Source organism: Mycobacterium sp. DL440 (genome assembly GCF_011745145.1).
In the GTDB taxonomy this organism is placed as follows: Bacteria; Actinomycetota; Actinomycetes; order Mycobacteriales; family Mycobacteriaceae; genus Mycobacterium.
The window spans coordinates 2,258,443-2,280,655 of sequence record NZ_CP050191.1 but is presented as its reverse complement, the minus strand read 5'-3'; the positions used below and the strand labels follow the sequence as shown (position 1 = coordinate 2,280,655).

Genomic DNA, 22,213 nt, shown 5'->3' with positions numbered 1-22,213 from the left:
CTGTCTAGTGCGTGCTCGCCACGGCGATGGGCTCACCGGAGATGTCGTGGAACGGTCCTCGGCGGTCTGCGACCGCCAGGTACACGATCGCACCGAGTCCTGCACCGATGAACCAGGAGAACTCCGAGACAACTCTGAACGCCGGAACGAACGCGAGCAGCAGTGCCACGACCGCCGTGATGACGAGGGCGACCACGGCACGCACGTTGATGCCCTTCGCGTAGTGGTATTCACCGGACGCATCGGTCGAGAACAGGGCGAGAACGTTGATCTTGGAACGACGCACCAACCAGTAGTCGGCCATGATGATGCCGAACAGCGGCCCGAGAATGGCGCCGAGGCCGCCGAGGAAGTAGTTGATGACCGCAGGGGAGTTGTACAGGTTCCACGGCAGGATCACCAGGCCGATGACGGCCGAGATGAGTGCTGCGCGACGGAAGTTGAGGTGCTTGGGGAACAGGTTGTTGAGCGCATAGATCGGGGCGACGAAGTTCGCCATCAGGTTCACCGCGATGGTCAGGATCAGCAGCGCGAGTCCCGCGAGCACCAGCAGCAGGGTGTTCGGCACTTCCTTGACGATGTCGGCGGGCGATTCGATGATGCGTCCGTCGATGCGGAACTGAGCACCGGCCAGGGTGATGACGATGCTGCCGAACACCAGCATGTTGAGCGGGATGCCCCAGAAGTTGCCTTTCACGATGGCCCGCTTCGACGTCGCGTTACGGGTGAAGTCGCAGAAGTTGAGGACGAACGTGCCGTAGATCGCGACCCACAGGCTGGCGCCGCCAACGATCTTCAGCCACATGTCGACGCCGGTCAGCGAGTCGGGCGTGGTCCACGCGATGGACCAGTCGGCGCTGCTGAGCATCCAGATCGCGAGCGCGACCATCGTGATCAGAATGACCGGACCGGCGACCGCCTCGTACTTGCGGATCATCTCCATGCCGTAGCTGACGATGACCACCTGGATCACCCACAACCCGACGAACGAGATCCAGCCGAGCGTCGACAACTCCAGGAAGCTGTTCGAGTCGAGGGTCTGGGCCGACGGTGCGAGCGCGACGATCAAGATGCGCAGCACCACAGACGCGAGGTACGTCTGGATGCCGAACCATGCGATCGCGACCGCGCCACGGATGACGGCGGGGATCTGCGCGCCGCGGGTGCCGAACGAGATGCGGCTCATCACCGGGAACGGGACACCGGTCTTTTCCCCCATGAACCCGGACAGGCTGAGCAGCAGGAAGAGGAAGGCGCCACCGAGTCCGAGCACCAGCAGGATCTGCCACCCACCGAGGCCAAGGGCGAACAGGCCGATGGCGAACGAATAGTTCCCCAGGCTGTGTACGTCGTTCGCCCACAAGGTGAAGATGTTGTATGCGCCCCACCGTCGACCTTCGCGCTTGGTGGGCGCGAGATCGGCGTTGTACAGATGCGGACTGACGTCGGCGGACGGGGTTGCACCGGTACGACTGGAGTCGCCGATGAGCCCGGTGGACTCTGTGGTCATGGATAGGCCTGTCACGGTCGGTGCGCCGCCGCTCAATGCCGGCGCATACATTCCATTATGTGGAAGTAATATTCCACGAATTTAGTAAGTAACTCGCATGCAGACACCGACTGTCAAGCTTTTGGCGCGATTGACTGTGTCAGCGCTCACACTTAGAGTTGCCCGAAGGGTGGAGTGTCATTTCCACGATGAGGAATTATGCTGCTAGCCATGGAGAGCTGCCGATGACCGCCGCCGCACCCGAGACGTCGAACCACCCTGAATTCGACCTGGTGGTCCGCGGCGAACGCACGCTGACGACGGCGGGAATCGTCGCCCGCGAGATCGGTATCCGCGACGGTCGCGTCGTCGCGATCGAGCCGCTGGGGAGTGGCCTCACCGGCACGGAGATCGTCGAACTCACCGACGAGCAGGTCATGATCCCCGGCTTGGTCGATACGCACGTGCACGTCAACGAGCCGGGCCGAACCGAGTGGGAGGGGTTCGACTCCGCTACCCGCGCAGCGGCGGCGGGCGGAGTGACCACGCTGATCGACATGCCGCTCAACTCCATACCGCCGACGGTCAACGTCGACGCACTCAACGCCAAACGCGCGGCGGCATCGGGCAAGACACACATCGACGTCGGCTTCTGGGGCGGCGCGATCCCCGGCAACACCGATGATCTGCGCGGTCTTCACGACGACGGCGTGTTCGGCTTCAAATGCTTCCTACTGCACTCCGGCGTCGACGAGTTCCCGCATCTCGACGCGGACGAGATGGAGAAGGACATGGCCGTGTTGGCCGGCTTCGACTCCATGATGATCGTGCATGCCGAGGACTCCCGCGCCATCGACCATGCCCCCTCGGCCGAGGGCAACCAGTACGAACGCTTCCTGGCGTCGCGACCGCGCGGCGCCGAGAACGTGGCGATCGCCGAGGTCATCGAGCGCGCTCGGTGGACCGGTGCCCGCGCGCATATCCTGCACCTGTCGTCGTCGGACGCGCTGCCGATGCTCGCGACGGCCAAGCGCGACGGCGTCAGGATCTCTGTCGAGACGTGCCCGCACTACCTGACGCTCCTCGCCGAGGAGATCCCCAACGGCGCGACCGCATTCAAGTGCTGTCCACCGATCCGTGAGGCGTCGAATCGGGAACTTCTGTGGCAGGGCCTGATCGACGGCACGATCGACTGCATCGTCTCTGATCACTCACCGTCGACGGTCGACCTGAAGGACGTCGAGAACGGTGACTTCGGTGTTGCCTGGGGCGGCGTCGCGTCGCTACAGCTCGGCCTGTCGTTGATCTGGACCGAGGCCAAGCGTCGCGGGATAAAGCTCACGCAGGTGCTCGAGTGGATGGCGGCCAAACCCGCCGCGCTCGCCGGATTGAACAACAAGGGCAAGATCGCGCTCGGCTACGACGCCGACTTCGCGATCTTCGAGCCCGAGTCTGCGCAGGTCGTCGACGTGCACAAGCTGCACCACAAGAACCCGATCAGCCCGTACGACGGACGTGCACTCGCCGGTGTCGTGACCAGTACCTGGTTGCGCGGCAAGAAGATTGACTTCAAGACCGCACAGGGTCGGATGCTGCGCCGCGGCGGCGTGTAGATCGCACCGAAACGGTCACGCCAGCTTCCATGGGCCCTGCACCGTGATACCCGTTCGCATCGGGTGACGACGGGATAGCCGGTGTTCGACATATAAGCTGAGAACGCACGGTGTCTGGCAACAGCGCGACCACGATGGGGGAGTACGGCGAGGTGAGTCACGCGTTGCATAGAGGCTCGCAATGGTAGCTGTTTCGGTGCTGGTGCTCTCGGGTAAGGGCGGCACAGCGAAAACGCTGTGGCAGATGATGCTGGCGGGGGAAGCCTCGCGGGCCGGGATCTCCGCGTTGTTAGTCGACGCAGACCCAGAGCGGAATCTGTCCAATCACTTTGGAGTGTCGCAGCATTCGACCGGCTTGGGTTCGGTGCTCGAGGACGCCGATATCAGTTTTTGGGGGAATCCCGACAAGGGCGCGAAGCGAATCGATGAGGAGATCATCGAAACTAGATGGCCCGGCATCGATTTGTTGCCTGCAGGTGCTTCCTTAGGCCGTGTTGCGGGCTTCGGCGTATCGGACACCGGATTGTTGCGGGCCATCTTTGATGCTGCCGGCATCTTTGGTCGTTATGAGGTTGTTTTGATCGACACCGGCGGCCGCACTGGCTCTCTGGAAGCCCTGGCAATGCATCTAGGTGATGTTGCGTACGCGCCGATCACTCCGACCCTTGATGCGGTGCGCAAAGCCCGCGAGGCCCGTGACAGAGTTGAGCGTATCCAACGAACACATCCACTCAGGTGGTGTGGTGTAGTTTTATCCGGTTTCGACCGTAGAAACGGCATCGACCAGTCGATCAGGGAACAGGTACAGACGGAATTTGGCGACGAGGTCCGTGCTGAGCTGCCACGTCGGGCCGTTATCAACGAGGCCTTTCAACTCGGAAACCGACTCGGAGATTACTCCGACCCAATCGCGACGAGTCTCGCGCGAATCTTCCGAGATTTCCTGGAACGGGACCTGCTAGGTCGAAGTACGAGCGACCGGTAGTTCCGGCGAAATATCTTAGGGGACAACGGGGTAACGTGTGTCGGCGCAGCCCCTAAGGTGGGTCCGCGGTCGCGGCATCAGGTCGGCCAGTCCCTCCGCCGGAGGTGTTCGACGACGAGGCTGCGGACAGGTTCGACGTCGGCCAGGAGGCTGTGCCCCGCACCGGGGAGAATCACCGTGTGCGCCCCGGCACGCCGCGCGACTTCCGCGGCCGCCTCCGAATCATGTATCTGGCTCGCCCCGGCCAGGGCGACGAGCGTCGGGACCGGCAGGTGCGTCAACCCTTCCGGCAGGCGGGGATGAACGATCGGCGAGGCCGGGAAGTGAGCGGCTCCGTGAGCGAGCAGGTCGAGGTAGACCTCCAGATGCGCCGGTCCGCTGCCGGGGGCGCCCGGTGCCAGGATCGCGCGGGCATCTTCGAAAGTCGGGTGCGGGTCGCGATTCCGGCCCAGCTCCTCGAACTCGGGGCTGAGCCCGGCGAAGACCAGAGGCGGATCGAGCAAAACCAGCCGCTTCACCCGTTCGGGATGGGTGAGCGCGAACCGGAGCGCGAGATGCCCGCCCAAGGATTGGCCGCACAGGTCGGCGGCGGGCAACTCGAGCAGATCGAAAGTTTCGGCCAGCCAGTCCACCAGATCTTCCATGCTGGTCAAGGCGGCGCCGGTGTGTCGGCTGCGGCCCGGCTCGCCCATGGTGTCCACGGCCCGCACATGGTTCTCCTCGGCCAGCGAACCGACTACCGGGTACCACATTCCGGACGTGCCGCTGTATCCGTGGAGCAGGACCAGCGACGGCGCTGCGGTCGGGCCTGCGGACGTGACTCGTGTCGTTCCGAATCGCCCCGAAAGATCTACCGTCTCGGCCGGCACCGGCCAATTTGCCATCACCGCGTCGTATGCCGCGAAATATGCTGCCTCCAGCTCAGGGTCGGCGAATGCGGTCATTGCGCCCTCCCGAACTCGAAGCGGCTGCGCTCGCCCGGGCGTGTGGCGCGCCGTCAACCTCCGCCCGGCTCGACCGGTCGCGGTCCTCAGTGAGTGCTTCGACGTTCCTCGGCAGACCTGTCACTCGCACCACCTTTCCAAGCCAACTGTATTATGTCAGATGTATGGTAATAACCGAAAGGGGTGCGCGTTGCCGAAACAGGTCGACCATCGAGAACGCCGCGAAACCATCGCTCGCGCCCTGTGGCGCGTGGTGGATCAACGCGGGGTCCTTCGTCTGAGTGTGCGTGAGGTGGCGACGGAGGCCGAGATGTCACACGGCCAACTCCAGCATTACTTCGCGAGTCGTCGGGAGTTGCTTTCTTTCGCGATGGACTTCGCTGCCGAACAGACTGCTCAGCGAGTGGCGCGTGGTCTGGAGGCGCTCGGCGCGGTGCCGCATCCGCGAGACGTCCTGCGGTTGATACTCACCGAAATGCTGCCGCTGCATGACGATGCGCGCGCGACGAGCCGAATGAATGCCGCCTACGTTCTCGAAGCACTGCACGACAACGCGATTCGCGATCACACGCGCGAGGGCCTACGCCAGGGGCGGGAACAGGTCAAAGTGATCATCGCGCAAGCGATTACGGATGGAGAGATCGCACGCCATCGCGACGTGAACACCGAGACCGACCGTATCCTTGCGTTGACCGGCTTGACGCCCCTTCTCGACCTGGAGGTCATCAATCCCGGGGAGGCCCTCGCCGCAATCGATCAGCATCTCCATGAACTCTTCACATCGTAGGGTTGTTGCCCGAGCCAACGGCTTTCGCCTGGATATGCACCGAGTTCAGTCATTCGACGGCTGGCGGCGGTGGTGTCGGTCGACATTCTCAACAATGGACCGGGCGGTCTGGTGGTCGTCGTACCGATCACGACCGTTGGTTACGGCTTGCGAAGCCACGTCGAACTTGAGCCAGAGAACAGCGGGCTGGACCATACTTCCTATGTTCGCTGCGACCAACTGCGAGTGGTCTCCGTCGAACGACTGTCATCTCGCCAGGGAGTGATTAGTCCAGAACAGATGCAAGCCATTGACCAAGTAGTGCGCTTCGTCCTGGATGTGTAATGCCAAGCCCCCGGCGCAGCATCGCTGTCGGATGAAAACAATTGGGGTGCAGCGCAACAGGGCGTACTTTACTGGTAAACCTCCGTATTCGATCCCGGCGTATTCCACCCGGCCGCAAAGTGGTGCGCCAAAGTTGGAACAGCTTCACGAGGCTCGTGCTGATGACTAGTTTCAGGTAGCTCGGGCGAACCGTCGAGCGGGACCCTGTGGCTTGGAGGTTTGTTTGCTGCATCGGCCGATCCGGCTATCGGGCTGCCCCGATTCGGCGTTACATGTAACATTGCGGCATGGCAGTGAGGGAAAGGGTCGGCGAGTACCGACGGCGGATGCGGGAGCGGGGGCTGCGACCGGTGCAGGTCTGGGTGCCTGACGTGCGCACTGAGAGTTTTGCCGCCGAGGCGCATCGTCAGGCTTCGTTGGTCGCGCGAGCGGACGAAAGCACCGATGACCAGGACTTCATTGAGGCCATCTCGACGCCATGGGACGAGGAGTGAACCGAGGGGAGATCTGGACCGTGGCGGGAGGCGTCTACGCAACCAAACCGCGTCCCGCGGTGATTGTTCAGGATGATCTCTTTGATGCCACGAGTTCTGTAACTGTTGCTCCCATGTCCAGCACGCTGTTGGATGCGCCGTTGATGCGCATCCGGATAACCGGCGGAGACGGCCGGTTATCCGGACTTGATCACGACAGTGACGTGATGATCGACAAGCTCACAACCGTCAAAAGGTCGAACGTCCACGCCCGAGTCGGTCGTCTGACGGCGGAGCAAGTCGTCGAAGTCGAGCGAGCGATGATGGCATTCCTCGGCCTTGCGCGATAGTTGAGAACGGTTGGGCCGCAGTGCAATACAGCGCGCTCTACTGGTAACGCTGCATATCCGATTCCGTCGTATTCCTCGCCACCTGGGGCGGCGAAGCGGGCTAGAGTTGACCGATAGGCCGGCAGACATTGGACAAAGCGTTCCAGTACTCACCGGGCGCACAGTTGTCCGCTGGACGGGGCGTCTGGCAGGTGTTGGTGATCGGATCCCAGAACTGTCCGTTGATACAGTTCAGGGGCTCTGCCGAACTGATCCCGGCCCCGAACAGCGACATGGCAGCAGCAGCGGCAAGAATGGCGATGGTCGAACGGGCAATGAGTGTTCGCATAGGTTGATTTTTCCCGACGATGCGAATCCCCAAACCCCATCAGTGCGAAACCATTCCGATCGGCTTAGGTTGGCATGATTCGTCAGATGGACAGGGCATCGTCTTCCGGATGTTGTCGGGCACCGACATGGAGTAGTCGAACCCGTAACAACCCTCATCAGAGCCGGCGGTTCACCTGATGAAAACGGCGACGTTTACTGGTAACCCGCCATATTCGATTCCGCCGTATTCCCGGGAATGTAGGCGATGAATCAAGATGGGGCGGGGCGGCGAGTTGGTCGCGGGGCGATGCGGGGTCATGCGGTTGCCGCCGCCGAGTTTGATGGTGACAACAGTTTGCTGCGAGCCCGTGAGTGCGTCCACAGGCGCCCTCGCCCGGTTCACGCAGCCGTGTGGAGTGGAAATCCGCGCAGAAGTAGGCGGTCCGCTGGCATCAACCACTAGAAGACGCTCGCCAAGGAGCCCCGCCTGAGGCACGATCGAGGCGTGCACAGCACTTATGACTCGTGGGTCGAGAGCCTCGACTTCTTGAGGAACCGCCTCCGTGTTCCTGCTGCCCTGAGCAATGCGACAACACTTGTCGCAGCACGCGGGCGCTGGTCGCAGCACGTTCACTGTGGTACGTCGATGCACGACCTGCTGTTCACTGTGCCCGGAGACACGTTCCCGTTCACCGCTTCGGTGGTAGTTCACGTGGACGGTTCGCGCCATGTTGTCCGCCGGACGGCGGGTGGCGATGTTCATGAGGCTGAGTGCACGGCTGCCGACATCGATCGCGTGGTGGATGAAGCACTTGAAGCGCTGCTCTCTCCTGCTCAAGTGTGCCGCGCATGCGGAGAACTATCCGCCGGCACGCACTTCGCCGTCGTGTTCGAGCGGATGCACTACGTGTGCTTCCACTTCGAGTACGAGCACGGCGATACTGACCGCGATCAGACCTGCGAGGTACCCGGTTGTCCCGTCGTATGAGGTTCGCCGGATGAGGTCACGCGCAGAACCAGTTCAAAAGTAGGGTTGGCGAGTGAGTTTCGATATTTTCGTCGTGGCTTTTCGTGACGGCAAGAGCACTCCGATCCCCACCGCAACGGTCCTTGAGGTCTTTGCGAGACACCTTGATCTCACCGACCCTGAATCGCCTGAGATTCGATGTGCTGACGGTGGCGGGGGAGACATGTTTCCCTAGAACTGCAGGCAGATACCCAGGACAGCATCGCTGTCCACCGTCCGGCCGGAGGTCAAGTGTTTGACCTTCTTGTGGAGCTCGCTCGCCGCGCTAACGCGGTAATCCTGGCGCCCGGGTATCCCACGCTGATCGTTGATACCGACCAACTCGCACACCTTGATGACGATTTACGATCGGACGTCCGAGTGGTGGCGACAGGCCAAGACGTCATTGACCCTTTCTAGCTAGCCAGGCAACATCAGCGCAGCCACGGCCCGGGGTTCTGTCTGGGTTTTCTCGGCTCGGTCGTGGGTGGGTCTGTTAGATCCTCGATGTGGTTGGGTTTTTGCGTCGTCGCTTGGTCGGTTGCCGCGGTTGTTGGCGAGTTATCCGCCGTATCTGACGCCGTATCCCGGCGATGCGCGGTTGTTGAGTGTGGTGCAGGGTGAGGAGAATTTGGCCTACCTGCTCGGTGTGCGGGAGCGGCGGTTGCAGATTGTCGGGGAGTTGGTGTCGAAAGTGACAATAATCTTTGGAACTAGCCTCCCTGGGCTAGCGTGCACGAATGATCGAGTTTCACTCAGAATCGTGGTTCACGATCACTGGTCGAGGGCGATGGGCCCTAGTTGACCTAGAGCAACTGGGAAATCGAACGATGACGATCGGCGATCACGTCACGATCGATGGAACCGAATACATCGTTGAGGCATGGGACGTACCCCGGATGGGAGACCCCAACACAAAGTTGAGACTGGCGATCATGGTCTGCGAAGCGACGCGGGACGATGCTGAATGACCGCGCTCCCGCCTAACACGTTGCGTCAGTGCTGAACTCGGTGAACGCCGCTCGGGTCCGGCGGTGGCGACGCCAGTGCCGATCCCGTCGTCGATCGGCTTGAAGATGATTCATCTGATGAAAACGGAGACTTTTACTTAACATAATGTAGCTTATCGGTACATTTCCAACCTGGCGATAAGCGATGGGTCACCCTCAATCTCTCGTGTCCGATCTAGGAAAAGGTGAGAGTAATCCCGGAAAACATGAGAGTTGTCCGATCTGAGCGGAAATCCAGGAAAACATGAGAGTTGCCTGGATGGTCGGGTGCTGGCTCCGATTCTGCGATTACCTGACAATGCCGTATCACTCGTCCGGAACTATCTGACGGTTCCGGGTTTCGATGGCATCTTCGCCTGCTGGGCCTTCAGTGACGTCAATGTGCCACCCCACCCCGTCGAGACTTAAGTGTCACGTGACGTTTGTTTCCGGTTGTGGCTGGATGTTGATGGAGCGTGAATTATCTTCTCGACCATGGTATTTCGGGTTGGGTCGCCACCTTGGGCTAGCGTTCGCGTAGCTCTTGGTGGCTTGTGCTGCCGGCTGCAGAGTCGGCGTCGGTCAACGGGGCTTGTGGTCGACGGTCGAGGTGTGCGCCTGGAGTGTTTGTGTTTTGTATTGGTCGAAGTTGAGACGCCCGGCCGCAAGCTCAATGAGCCGGAGCATGAATTCGCGGTTAGGTGTCGCGCCTTCGATCGAGCTGTCGGCGATAGCGTCGTACACGGCGCGCTTCTGTGTGGTCGACAGGTCGCTGGCGTGCAGCAGTTCCGCCAGGACGGCCAAGGCGTCGGATTTGTCGTCGGCGGTCTCGCGACTCACTCCGACAGTCTATGCCGGGTGACCCCGGGGCCGGAGCGCACAGTTTTGTCACAGTGACACTTCTCCCCCGGGTCTGATTGCGGGAAAGTTACTGTTGCGCTTCGGCTTTGAGTCGATTACATGGATAACGTTGATTATCCATCATTTTTGCGTGAGCGTTGAGACATGGTCGTCAGCCGTGAGTCCTCGCCTACCTCGCCTGTCCCTATGGCGACGACCGAGGCATCCACCGATCCGCTTCCGGCCTGGTTCGTCGAGTTCCTCAATGATCGGCAGACCCGCAAACCATCCGCACACACGATGAAGGCGTACCGCCAGGACTTCGTCGCGATCGCCACGCTGGCCACCGGCGGCGATCCCGCTCGACTCGCCGTATCTGACATAACGAAGGACTCGATGCGCGCCGCGTTCGCCGCCTACGCGCGCGACCATGAAGCCGCTTCGATCCGGCGATGCTGGTCCACCTGGAATGTGCTGTGCACATTCCAGTTCACTTCTGAACTGCTGACCGCGAATCCCATGGCATTGGTCGGCCGACCGAAACTCGCGCGGCCATTACCCAAGGCGCTCCCCCACGCCGCCGTCGGCGCGTTGCTGCAAGCTGTCGCAGATGATTCTGTCTCGACACGTCAAACAGATTGGGCAGAAAGGGATCTCGCGATAATCCTCACATCGTTGTTGGCAGGCTTGAGGGCAGAGGAACTGCGCCAGGCCGACGTCGGCGACGTGCGCACCGTCAACGACGGTGCCGGGATCATCCACGTAAAAGGCAAGGGTGGCAAGGATCGGGCGGTACCGGTAGAAGCCGACTTGCTGAGAGTGATCGAAGCCTACCTCGACAGCAGGGCGACGCGATTCCCTGACGCCGTCAAAGGTCAGGCTGGACCCACGGTCGGCGGTGTTTCTCGGTGGCCGGCACGTTCACCACTTTTTGTTGGGCGTAACGGTCAGCGCATCACACGGGGAACGGTGCAGTCACGCATCAAGCGTGCTTTCAAGCTTGCCGGTCCCGATGCCCAACCGGTGCCCGGGGCGATGGTGCACGGGTTGCGACACACGTTCGCCACCGAATTGGCCAACGCAAATGTCAGCGTCTACACACTGATGAAGCTGCTGGGGCACGAATCAATGACCACATCCCAGCGCTACGTCACTGCCGCAGGAACCGAAACACGCACCGCTGCAGCACAAAACCGCATGTATGAACTCGCCGCCGACATTGCGGCAACATACCCTGCCCCGGGCACCTGACTCGCGATGTGCAACAGAGGAGCCGGCTCTGTGGTGCAATCAGTGGTACCTATTTGCGCTTGCTCTTGGTCTGCGCCAATGCGCTGGCGGCCACCGACTTGGTCTTCGCCGGCGTCTTGGGGTTACTCAACAACGCGGAGGCTTTCTTGGCCACCGAGGAGCTGGTAACGCGGCTACTGCTCGACTTACCCATCGCAATCTTCTCCTTCCCGGCCACTGTGAGACGACAGACCGCACGATTCCCCGGACTTCCCCATCGGGTATTGGACGATCAACTCAGGCACCTGGCCGGCTCCCAGCGGCCATGAGCGTCATGACGGTGACGCCACTGCAGAGCCTTCAGCAGCGTCAGCCCCAGTCATGTGCGACTGCAGCCTTTCAGTATTGCGCGGCGCCCAGTCAAACTATCGCGGTTGCAGTGCGACACGCCGTCAACCAGATGCGCCTGCCCTTCGCAGTCCCCGAACGGCCCTACTCTGGGTGGGCAAATGGAGGTGACCACCTTGGCATCATCGGCATTGCCGCGACCAACATGAAGAGGATCTATCTCGACCAGAACATTTGGGTTGAGCTGGCAAAGGCAAAGCTGGGATCGAAAGACGCGCACCCTCGGTTCGAGGACGCCTACTACCTCGCCAAACGTGCCGTAGAACTGGGCCTGGCGTCGTTTGTCCTTTCCCAGACACATCTGTATGAGACTCAAAAGAAGCAAGGCTGGGACAGTCGACTCGACATCGTCGAGCTGATGGCCGAACTGTCCAAGCTGCACACGATCAAACACGTGACGGCCGTCGTGCCCCTGGAGGTCGACTATGCGATCCAGACCCTCACCGGCCAAGATCCGACGGTGACAACGGTCTTCGGCGTCGGCGTGGCGAGTCTGCTCCCAGGGTTGGACCGACCGCCGGCACATGTGGATGGCTTTCCGTGGGAGGAATTGGGATACAGACGGTCGTTCGTCGAGACCCTCGCGTCGTGTGGTCCCGACAGAGCCTGGGACTTGATCACCCTGGCAGGTGCCCGACCCGGAACCGACCCTGACAGTGACCAGATGATGGCGCGGTTGCGCGCCGCGGACAACCAATTCGCCACGGGGCAGGCGGAGCTCGCCTCCGTGATCAGGGACTTACACCTCAGTGGCCGAGACCTCGAGGTGGGCTTGGCGCAGTACACGTTGCTGGAGATCCGCCACGAACTGATTCGTGCTGCGCTTGCGTGTGGCACGTCTGCAGACCTGATCGTTGAGTACATCACCGGACACGCGATGGCCTTACTCCAGTCGTTGCCCAGCAGATGGACGGTCCACGCCATGTACCTGCAGCATGCGCAACCTCAAAAACGATGGAAACCCAACGATCTTCACGACTTCACTGCATTAAGCATCGCTGTTCCCTACTGCGATGCCGTTGCCACCGAGAAGCACTGGACGCACATGCTCAAGCGGCGACACATCGACGAAACGTTCGGCACGGTACTCATCGCCTCGCCTCAACAACTGGTCGACTACCTCGCCGCATTGTGAACCACCACATCTAGGGTTCTCAGGCAGTCCTAGTGCGCCTCCATGACGGCCGGGCTGCCGGCGAACCCCATCTGGGCGCCGTCTAAAGGGTGTCCGACCTGTGCGCCAGTTCCAATTCTGTCGGTGGCCGGTGCTGCAATGGGCGGATGGATGCACCAAACCAGCGAACGGGCATTTGTCAGCGGTGCCGGAAAGAGGTCCCAGCGGGCACCGGTGTACGCCGCCGCTTGCTCACCGGAACGTGGAAGACGTACCACGAGGATTGTCTGCATCCCGATGAGGGCGACCATGACGGCTGGCACAAGCTGCCGATGCTCGCCATCGACACAGAGACAACGGGGCTTAGCCTCGACCGCTCTCGGATAGTCAGCGTCGGGATCATCACCCCGGACGACACCGAACACCCCTGGCTGCTCAAGACGGTCGATCACATTCCCCCAGAATCCACCGAGGTGCACCGCATCACCGATGAGAAGTTGGCTCGCGATGGAGTGGATCCTGCAACGGGTTTTGGTCAGATCGCAGAAATGCTGCATACCAGCATTGCTCAACGGGACTTGATCGTCGCCTTCAACGCGCGCATGGATCTCACGTGGCTGTACCGCGAGTTTGACCGCTACGGCCTCACTCAACCGGACTGGGCGGCAGCGTGTGTGGTGGACCCTCTGGTGATCCATCTCATCGGCAACAGAACGCAGACATCGCGCTCATTGGCCGCCCTGTCCGAGGAGTACAAGCTCGCCGGTTTCGACGCACACAATGCCATCGCCGATGCACGTCGGGCCCGCGAGATCGCCTATGCTGTCGGCTCTCGGTTTCCCGATCATGCCAGGCCGCATCCGCTGCACATCACCGCACATCAACGGTCCCGCCGCAAAGACCTCCTCCGAGCAGCAGCCAAATCAGGCCAGCTCCGGTTCAATCCCGACGAACCATGGCCCATCGTCGATATCCACGACCCAGCGCCGGTACCGGCTACGACGGTCGGGGCCGGCGGACGACGAGGTGGTCGCTGGGACGACACCGAACTCGACCAACTTCAATCCGAAGTCGAGGCAGGACTGGAATGGAGCTCGATCGGCGCGCGGCACCAACGCACCCCATTGGCCGTGTGGAGCAAAGCTCGCAATGCCGGCTTCGTTCCCTACCTGGCTGGCCCTCCTCAATAGCTGCCAGCCTGCCGCACCGAGGCTCCGCCGGGCAAATACCTTGGCAAACACCATGATCCGCCGTTGACGTAGCGAAGACCCTTGCGGTACAGATTGCCCATGCGAATTGAGCGGCTGCGGATTGTCAACTTCCGGAACCTGGCGAATGTCGACCTCAGACTTGATCCCGGTTCGGTCATCGTTGGTGAGAACCGGTCAGGAAAAAGCAATCTGATTCACGCATTGAGATTGGTGCTCGACGCGTCGCTGTCGATCGCTGACCGCCAGCTCGACCGTGACGATTTTTGGGACGGACTCAACGACGGAACAGATGACTGGGACCCGCTGGAGGCCGGCCACACCATCGAAGTGACCATCGATATCGTCGAGTTCGCCGATGATCCGCGCGTGCTGGCGGCGCTGGCCGATACCCTCGTTGCCCAAAACCCGCCCCGTGCCCGGCTGACTTATCGATTCGGGCCGATCGACATGGGCGACGACACGATCCCCCTTGCTTCGCGCTATCAAGGGCGCGTCTACGGCGGCGAGAACTACACCCGCGATGTGTCCACCAGCGTGCGACGCCAATTGCACTTCCACCTGCTGCCCGCGTTACGCGACGTCGAGCAAGACATTCGGCGCTGGCGGAGCTCCCCGTTGCGAGAACTGCTCGAACGTGCCGCGCGTAGCGTTGCCGAAGAGGATCTCAGCGACGTTCGCCAGGCCATGAGCACAGCCAACAACACGGTCAATGGGCTCGACCAGATCACCGAACTGAGCCAACGCATCAGCACCCGGCTAACTGAGATGGTCGGATCGAATCAGGCTCCCCAGACCGACCTCGCGGTCGCCCCCGACGACCCGATGCGACTGATCCGCAGCATGCGCATCTTCCTCGACGGCCCCAACCGCCGTCCCCTGTCTAGTGCCAGCCTGGGAACGCTGAACATCCTCTACCTCGCATTGCTCGACCTCGGACTCCACGACCGCCTGCAAGAACAGACCATCGCTCACACACTGATGGCTATCGAGGAACCCGAGGCGCACCTGCATCCCCACTTACAGAGGGTCATTTTCCGCCAGGCGCTCCACGACGCGAGCGAGGTGCGGACGGTCGTGGTCACCACGCAGTCACCCCACATCGTCAGCGTCACCGACCCACGAAAACTGATCCTGCTGCGGACCGTCGAAGGCCAAACAGTGGCCTGCGCGGCAAGCTCGGCCGACCTCGACACCAACGACTGGGATGACATCGCCCGCTACCTCGACGTCACCCGCGCCGAAATCGTCTTCTCACGAAAAGTGCTGCTAGTCGAAGGATTCGCCGAGCAAGTGCTCATACCGGTCATCGCCGCCGGCATGAACATCGATCTCGACAAGCTCGGGATCTCGGTGTGCGCGGTGCACGGCACCCATTTCACCTCCTACGTGCGGTTCTGCCAGGCACTGGGGATTCCGTGGGCCGTGGTCACCGACGGTGACCCAGACACCAAGGGAACCCTCCAAGGCATCAAACGTGCCGAAGACCTGCTGGCCAGCCTGGAACTGTCGGGATCGCCGGAAGATCATGGCTGCTTTGTCGGCGCCACGACCTTCGAATACGACGTTGTCGCAAGAGAACCCAACAACGTCGCCGCGGCATTCGGCGCCTTGTCCGAGCTCTCGGCGGCCCCATCACAGGCAGTCATCGAGTCGTGGAACGGGATCGTGCCCGATCAGGAGACCTTCATGCGGGCGATCAAAAACGCTGGCGGCAAAGGCCGCTACGCTCAAAGGTTGGCGCTTGCCGATCTGTACCCGCCCGACTACATCGCCGCGGCACTGCGTTATCTGGCGGACTGCTAAATGGCTGCCCTGTCGGAATCGATCGCACGATTGCGGTCGAACGACAAGCAGTGGCAGGCCTTCCAGGCCTCCGGCCACTGTGTGGTTTTGGCGCCACCGGGAAGCGGGAAGACCGAGGTGCTGACCACCCGCATGGCCTGGGATCTACTCCGCCACATCCCCGAGCCGCAAGGCGTCGCGTGTGTCACCCTGACCGTCGCCGCCTCCGAAGAACTGCGCAGCCGCGTCGACCGGTTGCTGACGATCCGGCGCCCCAACGTGTTCATCGGCACCGTCCACAGCTTCCTTATCAACGAGATCATCACACCCTTCGCGCGCATCGTCGGACGCGAGGACCTCAACCAGATCAACATCATCGACGACACCGACGCCAAAAATATGCTCAACAGCATCGTTTACGACGTCTACGGGCCGAACGCCGACATTCGCAACATTCCCTCCACAGTCAACATCAATCGCCGCCGGCTGGCCAGCGACGAGCAATGGGCCCGTCATGACCCGCGGATGAAGACCATCGCCGACAGGTACACGGCACAACTGCGCGCCGACGGGCTCGTCGACTTCACCGAGCTGGTACGCACCGCGGTCGACATCGTTGAACACGACGAACTGGTGCGCAAAGCGCTCACCGCGCGCTACCCGCGGATCTACGTCGATGAATACCAAGACCTCGAACCCGGACTGGACCGGCTTGTCAAAGCCGTGTGCTTGCGCGAGGGGGTCAATTCGCAACTGTTCGCCGTCGGCGACCCCGATCAAGCCATCTACGGATTCACCGGCACGATGCCCGAGCTGCTACAGAGGCTGGCCGATCATCCCATGACCACACCGGTGCGCCTGGAGAAGAATTACCGCTGCGGACGCCAAATCATCGCCATGGCCGACACTTTCAAAGAAAGCAGTGCCATCGTCGTCGGGGATCGGGCCGGCGGCAAAATCGACGTTCACCACTGTCCCGACGGCTTCACCCAGCAGTGCAGCCGCGCCGCAGCATGGATCGGCAGCATCGGAGACCGATACCCGCTGCATGAGATCGGTTTGTTGTGCCCCACCAACGAGCAATGTCAGCAAGCGACCGCAGCTCTGCGCGCAGCCGGCATACCTGCGTTCTACCGCAGCAGGGACGACTACCGGGCCACCCGCGCAACGCTGTTCATCGAAGCCTGTGCGGCATGGTGCTGCTTTGGCATGGAGGCCAGCCACTACCAACTCGCCAACCTGCTACGAACCTGGCGCTACATTCTCGCCGACCAGTGGAACACCCAGTCCGACTGCCTGCTGACGACCATCCTCCTCGACTACACGGCACGTGCCGCAACGGCATCGGCCCTCGAGCTAGTCGAAACGCTCATGGAGGCCGGGATGGGAACCGCGTTGCGGCGACCGGCACTGGCGATCGATGCACCCGAAGTCGACAAATTGCTCCACGCACTTCGCCAGGCCGCCAAGCGAAAGCGCACCCCGCTGCTCACCGACTTGGCCCAACGCGCACGACTCACCGATCGAGTCGAGGTCCGCACGATGACCGCCAGCAAGGGCCTGGAATTTGATGCCGTAGTGGTCCTGGGTTTGGACGAGGGCCGCGTGCCACACTTCGGCGCTAAAAACAGCGTCACCGAGATGCGCGAGGAACGCAGAAAATTCTACGTCACCCTCACCCGAGCTCGTGACGAATTGCAGCTGTTCTACTCCGGCTATGTCGAATGGAGGCCCGGATCGAAAACCGCATCCGGGCCCAGCCGGTTCCTGCGCGAACTCCGCCTCGTCTGACCACCGTCGCTCCCCGAAGCCCATTGAAGTGTCTTGCGGTTCAGCCATTTTGGAGATCAACGCGGCCGTGGGGGCGGCAGACGCGTCGGCCAAATGGAATGCGATATGCCTCCCTCATCGAAGAGCTCGGGGGCACAACCGCTCCGCCTGTGCTACACCAATACCCAGAGAGACACAACAGAGCCACCGGGGGACGCAGATATGGATGTCTGGCTCACACAGCCGCTAGCCACGTTGTTGGCCGGCTCGGTGGTCGCTGTTGCCGCAGTAGTCACCTTCGCGAGCTCCGCTTTGGGACGCCGTCAAGTGCAACGCCACTTTGCGTCGCAGCATGACCTTGACCGTGAGCGCAGTCTGCAAGACAGGTACACCGAAGCGGCTACCCAACTCGGGGCGGAATCCTCTGCGATTCGGCTCGCCGGTGCTCTCAGTTTGGTTGCGTTAGCAGACGACTGGCTCGGACGTGGCAGCACCGTCAGCGGTCAGATGACCATAGATCTACTCCGCGCATACTTACGAGTCGCGCCCGCAGGACAGTACGGGCCAGGAGAACACGAAATACGAAAAACCATCCTGCTGCAGACAAGCCAACGCGCGAGTTGGTGGTCGCAACTGGCCGACGACGCTATCAGTCAACGCCACGAAGAACTAAGACTTCTTCACCGGAAGACATTGGCAGGACGGGCCGCTGGGCATCTGCACTCGCTCCGACGCGCACGCCGGAACGTCACCATCCGGCGTCGGAAAGCACGTTCAGACGCTCTGCTGCAAGAGCTCTTCCCACGATTGGGCCTCTGGAAACAGGCTGACACTCGCCTCGACGGGGCGTCGTTGGCTGCCTGCAATCTTGGTCGGATCCACATCGCGGGCGCTCATCTTGCGGATGCCACCATGGCTGCGACCAACCTTGAATTCGCAGACCTAGAACGAGTGCTGCTGTCCCGGGCGAATCTTGTCGAAGCCCGCCTCGTCAATGTCTACGCACGCAAGGCTGTCCTCGATCACGCCGACCTGACTCACGAGAACTTGCGCCGTGCCAACCTTACCGAGGTAGACCTGACCGATGCCAATCTTGCCGGAGCCGACCTGGAAGGCTCGATATTGTCGGGGGCCGTCCTGCAGGGAACGAACCTGACTGGCGCTTCCCTGGGAGATCACGACCCGGCGGAGTTGGCAACCCGTGGCGCCATTCTCGATGATCCCAGTTGGAGTTGCCGCTGCACACGCTCTTGACGTGAACCTCGGATCCTCGATTAAGCGTCGCTGCGATCTTTCGGGCGTTCCGCCATCGGTCTGGCCAGTGGCCCCGGCGTGGACAAGCGGTACCACCAGCGCGTCCTCCGACCGGATCCGACCACCAGTCGGTACGAGACCGCTGGGCAGACCGCACGCAAGGTTCGTATACCCGTCAGGACAAGGCGCGATTCGTCGATGGCCACCGGTCGCTGACGGGATCACGCCTCGGAGCTGGTCCCGCCAACACAGAACACATTGCCCGCGGGATCGGCCAAGACTATCCATCCGAATTCCGGTGTAACCTGGTGCTTTTCAACCTCAGATGCACCCGTGGCGAGAAGCCGAGCCACGTCGGCATCGCGGTCCGAGGACCGGAAATCGACATGCGCCCGGTTCTTTCCGGGGCTTGGAGCGTCGACATGTTGGAAACCTAGCCATCCACCGCCGGGCACTTCAACGACAACGAACTCGTCTTCTTTCACCACCGTGAGGGTGCCGCCGAGCTGTTGAGCCCTGGTTCGGCCCTGGACCGCCCGCGCGCCGTCATCGAAAAAGCGGCCACACGAACCTGTCGGAGGGCTATGCGACCCTGGATTACAGCCGACCACGTAAGTAGAGGGAGAAGATGTAGATGTCATGGGGTGATGAGGCTGACGCACAGCGCGAATACGACCAAGATCGACAAGCACTAGCAGACTTACTCGTCGCCCGAGGGCATGGCGAAGCAGCCGTGGTGGTTGCAGCGTCGGAGTTCTCGACCGAGTGGAGCCACTACGACAGCGAAGGGCTATGCGTCCGGTTAGCCGTCCCGGCCGCCCTCTATGACCAGGCGCGCACTGAATTTCAAGACGACATCGACCAGTCGTGCCTCGATATCATCGGTGAAGATCGCTACAGCGGGCTACGTATCACCGTCCGACGCTCACCGCTGCGACCTGGACTTGTTGAGGACATTCTTGCAGCTCTCGACAACCGCAGGTGGGTCCAAAGTGAACGTGTGAACGAGATCGCGAGCATGGTTGTTGACGTGTCGACCACGCACAACACCACCGTGCGGTGACGCGGTGGCGTCTCGTAGTTGGGACGATGATCAGCGATCGGGCCTGACTTGTTCGGTGCGGGACAGTCCTGCTGTCAGCGTAAGCGCGACGCTGCGCTATGGCGCCTCAGTATCGGATTGGGCGACTCGTGCTTTGGGAGTTTCGCGGTCCGACCTCGCAGTCGACGTCAGTCGGGTATACCGTGTTTGGTTGGCTATCAAGGGATCCCGCTGGTAGCGCATTCCGTTCACTAGGCGGCCGCCACCATCTGCGCGACGAGGCCCAAAAAGGCGGAAAGTAGTTGACGAGACGAGTTGAGAAGGGGGCCGCTCCCCTCGCCCAGGTGGCCTGGTAATCGTTGATGGGGTTCATGCACCAGGCATGGGTGATGCAGACGCACGAAATACGCAGCTTCGTTGATGATTTCGTGACGGCCGCCGGGTGCGTGCTGCGCTGTTTGTCGGGCGCGACGGTGAATGTATCGCACGGGGACTGTCCGGCCGCGTATGAAGCGGGCTTCCAACCCATACCGAGCCCGACGCCCGATGATCCCTGGGCAAAGGCGCACCGATTACGACCTACCTTTGCCTCTGAACTAGCAGCGTCGACCCGCTACTCAACACGAGCGAGGGGGCCAAGGGCCCTAGCGAAGTTCGTCATTCAGAGCCCCGAAGGGCATCCACGCTCAGCCGAATGCACCGGTGTCTGTCAGCGCCCCGTTCTACGCTTCACCGATGGTGAACGACCGCAACAAACCCCGCAAGAAGTCGAAACCCTCAACCACGGCTGGGCCGCGGTTGGCGCACGAGCTCTTCACCGAACTGAACGCGACGTTCTACCGCGACAATCCCAGCGAGTACCTGATGACCAAGATCGAGGCGCTGACCCTGATGCTGGCGCCCGAGGAGGCACTGGCACCCGCCTATGCGGTCGACCGCCGGATCGGCGTGACCTCCCTGGGCGCGATGCCTGTGCCGTCGAAAGACGCACGTGACCGCTATGTGCGAACCGAATGCGTGCTGCTGCTCCACCACGCCTGCGAGATGCTGCTACGGCTGTTTTTCGCGCACGTCGAAAAGTCGGATTGTCCATGGCTGGGCATGGCTGCCTCAGTCAGCTTCGTTGAGTTCAAAGAGAAAGTCAGTGCCGCACTTAGAACCGGGTTCGATCGCAATGATGTGGCCCTGGTGTTTCTCGGTGGCAGTGATCCCGTCGATGCGGTCATCGACGTCGACGACGACGAGTTCGAGGACTCGGTGCGCGCGGTGCAAATACTCCTGGGGTTCGCCGGACACACCGTGCTCGCCGAGTCATTCCTGTACAACTCTGCCAAACACGGCCTGACCGTGGTGCACACCGACGACGAATCCAAGACCTCTTTGCACCCGCCGGAGGTAGACGAACCGATCCAAATCCATGCCGGCGCGCAGTTTGCTTACCTGCACAAGCCTCAGTTTCCCAACCCTCCGAAGAACAAGCAGCTGCCGCAATGGCACATGCCCCTGACACACACGCTGCCTGATCAAGACATTGGGGTGGCCGTGCTCATCCAGCACGCTGTGTCGTCACTGTGGGGTGTAGCCCGGCGCCGATACACAGGACAACTCGGCGAACCCGCACAGATCCGCGTGATGACCACCGCCCTGGTCCACGACACCATCAGCGGCCCGGTCCGCGAGGCCAACCAGCAGGTCCGCACGCAGATCCTGGAACTGGCCAAGAAGGATGCGGTGGGGAACTTCCTCGGTGTCGATATCAGGATGTCAGGGCCACGGTTGCCTGGCGAGGATGTGTGGGAACCTGGCGCCTCAGCCAACAACCCATCGTCACGCGTCGTCGATCTACCTGTACGGCAACGTGACCGCCAGCTGGAGAGCACCTCTAGGCGCCACCTGCTACCCATCTCGCCGACATGGTCGACGCGTGTGTGAAAGCAGCGCAAACCCAAAGCCGCGCGGCCCCCGGCTAATGGACAGTGCCCGCGTTACTCCCAAGTCTGAACCGCCATTTGGCTGATGGTTCCTTCCCCCGACGAGGGTGGGAGGGCCATGCGTATCGACTTCCTCGGCTGCACACGCCATGGTGTTGGCGGTGAACATTCCCGCGCACGCACCGGCTCCCGGGCAGATCGCACGTTCGATCGCGTCGACATCGGTGCGCGTCATCAACCCGCGGGCGCAGGCACCGACGGCCTCGAAGGCATCGACGATGTTGACCACCCGTTCGGTGGCGGTCGAGGAGGAACTCAACAACCGTCCCCGCATGGTCCTGCAAGACCGTTGTCCCGCCGAT

21 protein-coding genes and 1 pseudogene are annotated in these 22,213 nt (G+C 61.7%); 15 read left to right on the top strand and 7 right to left on the bottom strand.

Annotation, left to right across the window (positions count from 1 at the left end; all coding sequences use genetic code 11):
• Window positions 1–4: 4 nt before the first annotated feature.
• A complete protein-coding gene (locus HBE63_RS10985) occupies window positions 5–1,510 on the bottom strand; it encodes an NCS1 family nucleobase:cation symporter-1 (RefSeq protein ID WP_166904778.1) in 1,506 nt (501 codons plus the stop codon).
• Between the two features lie 224 nt (window positions 1,511–1,734).
• Between HBE63_RS10985 and allB the strand changes: the two genes are divergently transcribed.
• On the top strand, window positions 1,735–3,102 hold the full coding sequence (allB, locus tag HBE63_RS10980; protein WP_166904777.1) for an allantoinase AllB: 1,368 nt from the start codon (window positions 1,735–1,737) through the stop codon (window positions 3,100–3,102).
• Between the two features lie 181 nt (window positions 3,103–3,283).
• Window positions 3,284–4,087, top strand: coding sequence for a ParA family protein (locus tag HBE63_RS10975; protein WP_166904776.1), 804 nt, complete (start codon window positions 3,284–3,286; stop codon window positions 4,085–4,087).
• A gap of 77 nt (window positions 4,088–4,164) precedes the next feature.
• Here the strand turns inward: HBE63_RS10975 and HBE63_RS10970 are convergent, their stop codons facing one another.
• Window positions 4,165–5,031 carry an alpha/beta fold hydrolase gene (locus HBE63_RS10970; protein ID WP_166904775.1) on the bottom strand — a complete coding sequence of 289 codons (867 nt, stop codon included), beginning with the start codon at window positions 5,029–5,031 and terminating at the stop codon, window positions 4,165–4,167.
• Window positions 5,032–5,221: 190 nt separating this feature from the next.
• Here HBE63_RS10970 and HBE63_RS10965 point away from each other — a divergent pair, with 190 nt between their 5' ends.
• The 4 genes from HBE63_RS10965 to HBE63_RS10950 all read left to right on the top strand — a co-directional run bounded on the left by HBE63_RS10965 (window position 5,222) and on the right by HBE63_RS10950 (window position 6,965).
• A complete protein-coding gene (locus tag HBE63_RS10965) occupies window positions 5,222–5,818 on the top strand; it encodes a TetR/AcrR family transcriptional regulator (RefSeq protein ID WP_166904774.1) in 597 nt (198 codons plus the stop codon).
• Window positions 5,819–5,887: 69 nt separating this feature from the next.
• Window positions 5,888–6,142 (top strand): type II toxin-antitoxin system PemK/MazF family toxin, encoded by a 255-nt coding sequence (locus HBE63_RS10960; protein WP_371814959.1) that lies wholly within the window; start codon window positions 5,888–5,890, stop codon window positions 6,140–6,142.
• Window positions 6,143–6,429: 287 nt separating this feature from the next.
• Window positions 6,430–6,636, top strand: coding sequence for an antitoxin MazE family protein (locus tag HBE63_RS10955; RefSeq protein WP_166904773.1), 207 nt, complete (start codon window positions 6,430–6,432; stop codon window positions 6,634–6,636).
• Window positions 6,633–6,965 carry a type II toxin-antitoxin system PemK/MazF family toxin gene (locus tag HBE63_RS10950; RefSeq protein ID WP_166904772.1) on the top strand — a complete coding sequence of 111 codons (333 nt, stop codon included), beginning with the start codon at window positions 6,633–6,635 and terminating at the stop codon, window positions 6,963–6,965. The genes HBE63_RS10955 and HBE63_RS10950 overlap by 4 nt, the downstream gene beginning before the upstream one ends.
• A 100-nt stretch (window positions 6,966–7,065) precedes the next feature.
• Here HBE63_RS10950 and HBE63_RS10945 read toward each other — a convergent pair whose 3' ends face one another.
• The gene (locus HBE63_RS10945; RefSeq protein ID WP_166904771.1) at window positions 7,066–7,293 is read right to left on the bottom strand and encodes a hypothetical protein; all 228 of its coding nucleotides are present in this window, start codon (window positions 7,291–7,293) and stop codon (window positions 7,066–7,068) included.
• 627 nt (window positions 7,294–7,920) lie between these two features.
• On the opposite strand from HBE63_RS10945, the gene HBE63_RS10940 reads away from it, so the two are divergent.
• Window positions 7,921–8,262, top strand: coding sequence for a hypothetical protein (locus HBE63_RS10940; protein WP_166904770.1), 342 nt, complete (start codon window positions 7,921–7,923; stop codon window positions 8,260–8,262).
• A gap of 1,589 nt (window positions 8,263–9,851) precedes the next feature.
• On the opposite strand, the gene HBE63_RS10935 is transcribed toward HBE63_RS10940, so the two are convergent.
• Complete coding sequence (locus HBE63_RS10935; RefSeq protein ID WP_166904769.1) at window positions 9,852–10,109, bottom strand: hypothetical protein; 258 nt, start codon at window positions 10,107–10,109, stop codon at window positions 9,852–9,854.
• A gap of 207 nt (window positions 10,110–10,316) precedes the next feature.
• On the opposite strand from HBE63_RS10935, the gene HBE63_RS10930 reads away from it, so the two are divergent.
• On the top strand, window positions 10,317–11,360 hold the full coding sequence (locus tag HBE63_RS10930) for a tyrosine-type recombinase/integrase (RefSeq protein WP_166904768.1): 1,044 nt from the start codon (window positions 10,317–10,319) through the stop codon (window positions 11,358–11,360).
• Between the two features lie 49 nt (window positions 11,361–11,409).
• Here the strand turns inward: HBE63_RS10930 and HBE63_RS10925 are convergent, their stop codons facing one another.
• A complete protein-coding gene (locus HBE63_RS10925) occupies window positions 11,410–11,577 on the bottom strand; it encodes a hypothetical protein (protein ID WP_208301534.1) in 168 nt (55 codons plus the stop codon).
• A gap of 87 nt (window positions 11,578–11,664) precedes the next feature.
• On the opposite strand from HBE63_RS10925, the gene HBE63_RS10920 reads away from it, so the two are divergent.
• The 5 genes from HBE63_RS10920 (at window position 11,665) to HBE63_RS31140 (ending at window position 18,878) form a co-directional block, all read left to right on the top strand.
• On the top strand, window positions 11,665–12,882 hold the full coding sequence (locus HBE63_RS10920; RefSeq protein WP_166904766.1) for a hypothetical protein: 1,218 nt from the start codon (window positions 11,665–11,667) through the stop codon (window positions 12,880–12,882).
• A 311-nt stretch (window positions 12,883–13,193) separates the two neighbouring features.
• Window positions 13,194–14,051 (top strand): exonuclease domain-containing protein, encoded by an 858-nt coding sequence (locus tag HBE63_RS10915; RefSeq protein ID WP_166904765.1) that lies wholly within the window; start codon window positions 13,194–13,196, stop codon window positions 14,049–14,051.
• A 99-nt stretch (window positions 14,052–14,150) separates the two neighbouring features.
• A complete protein-coding gene (locus HBE63_RS10910; protein WP_166904764.1) occupies window positions 14,151–15,875 on the top strand; it encodes an ATP-dependent endonuclease in 1,725 nt (574 codons plus the stop codon).
• Window positions 15,876–17,645 (top strand): ATP-dependent helicase, encoded by a 1,770-nt coding sequence (locus HBE63_RS10905; protein ID WP_166904763.1) that lies wholly within the window; start codon window positions 15,876–15,878, stop codon window positions 17,643–17,645.
• Window positions 17,646–17,846: 201 nt separating this feature from the next.
• Window positions 17,847–18,878 carry a pentapeptide repeat-containing protein gene (locus HBE63_RS31140; RefSeq protein WP_208301344.1) on the top strand — a complete coding sequence of 344 codons (1,032 nt, stop codon included), beginning with the start codon at window positions 17,847–17,849 and terminating at the stop codon, window positions 18,876–18,878.
• A 221-nt stretch (window positions 18,879–19,099) separates the two neighbouring features.
• Here the strand turns inward: HBE63_RS31140 and HBE63_RS31370 are convergent, their stop codons facing one another.
• Window positions 19,100–19,363, bottom strand: coding sequence for a VOC family protein (locus tag HBE63_RS31370; protein WP_243858603.1), 264 nt, complete (start codon window positions 19,361–19,363; stop codon window positions 19,100–19,102).
• Window positions 19,364–19,512: 149 nt separating this feature from the next.
• On the opposite strand from HBE63_RS31370, the gene HBE63_RS10890 reads away from it, so the two are divergent.
• Window positions 19,513–19,941: a hypothetical protein gene (locus HBE63_RS10890; protein ID WP_166904760.1), complete on the top strand. Its 429-nt coding sequence runs from the start codon at window positions 19,513–19,515 to the stop codon at window positions 19,939–19,941.
• A 714-nt stretch (window positions 19,942–20,655) separates the two neighbouring features.
• Window positions 20,656–21,852: a hypothetical protein gene (locus tag HBE63_RS10885; protein WP_166904759.1), complete on the top strand. Its 1,197-nt coding sequence runs from the start codon at window positions 20,656–20,658 to the stop codon at window positions 21,850–21,852.
• A gap of 132 nt (window positions 21,853–21,984) precedes the next feature.
• On the opposite strand, the pseudogene HBE63_RS10880 reads toward HBE63_RS10885, so the two are convergent.
• A pseudogene (locus HBE63_RS10880) lies at window positions 21,985–22,158 on the bottom strand (dihydroxy-acid dehydratase); the annotation flags it as partial.
• Window positions 22,159–22,213: the final 55 nt, after the last annotated feature.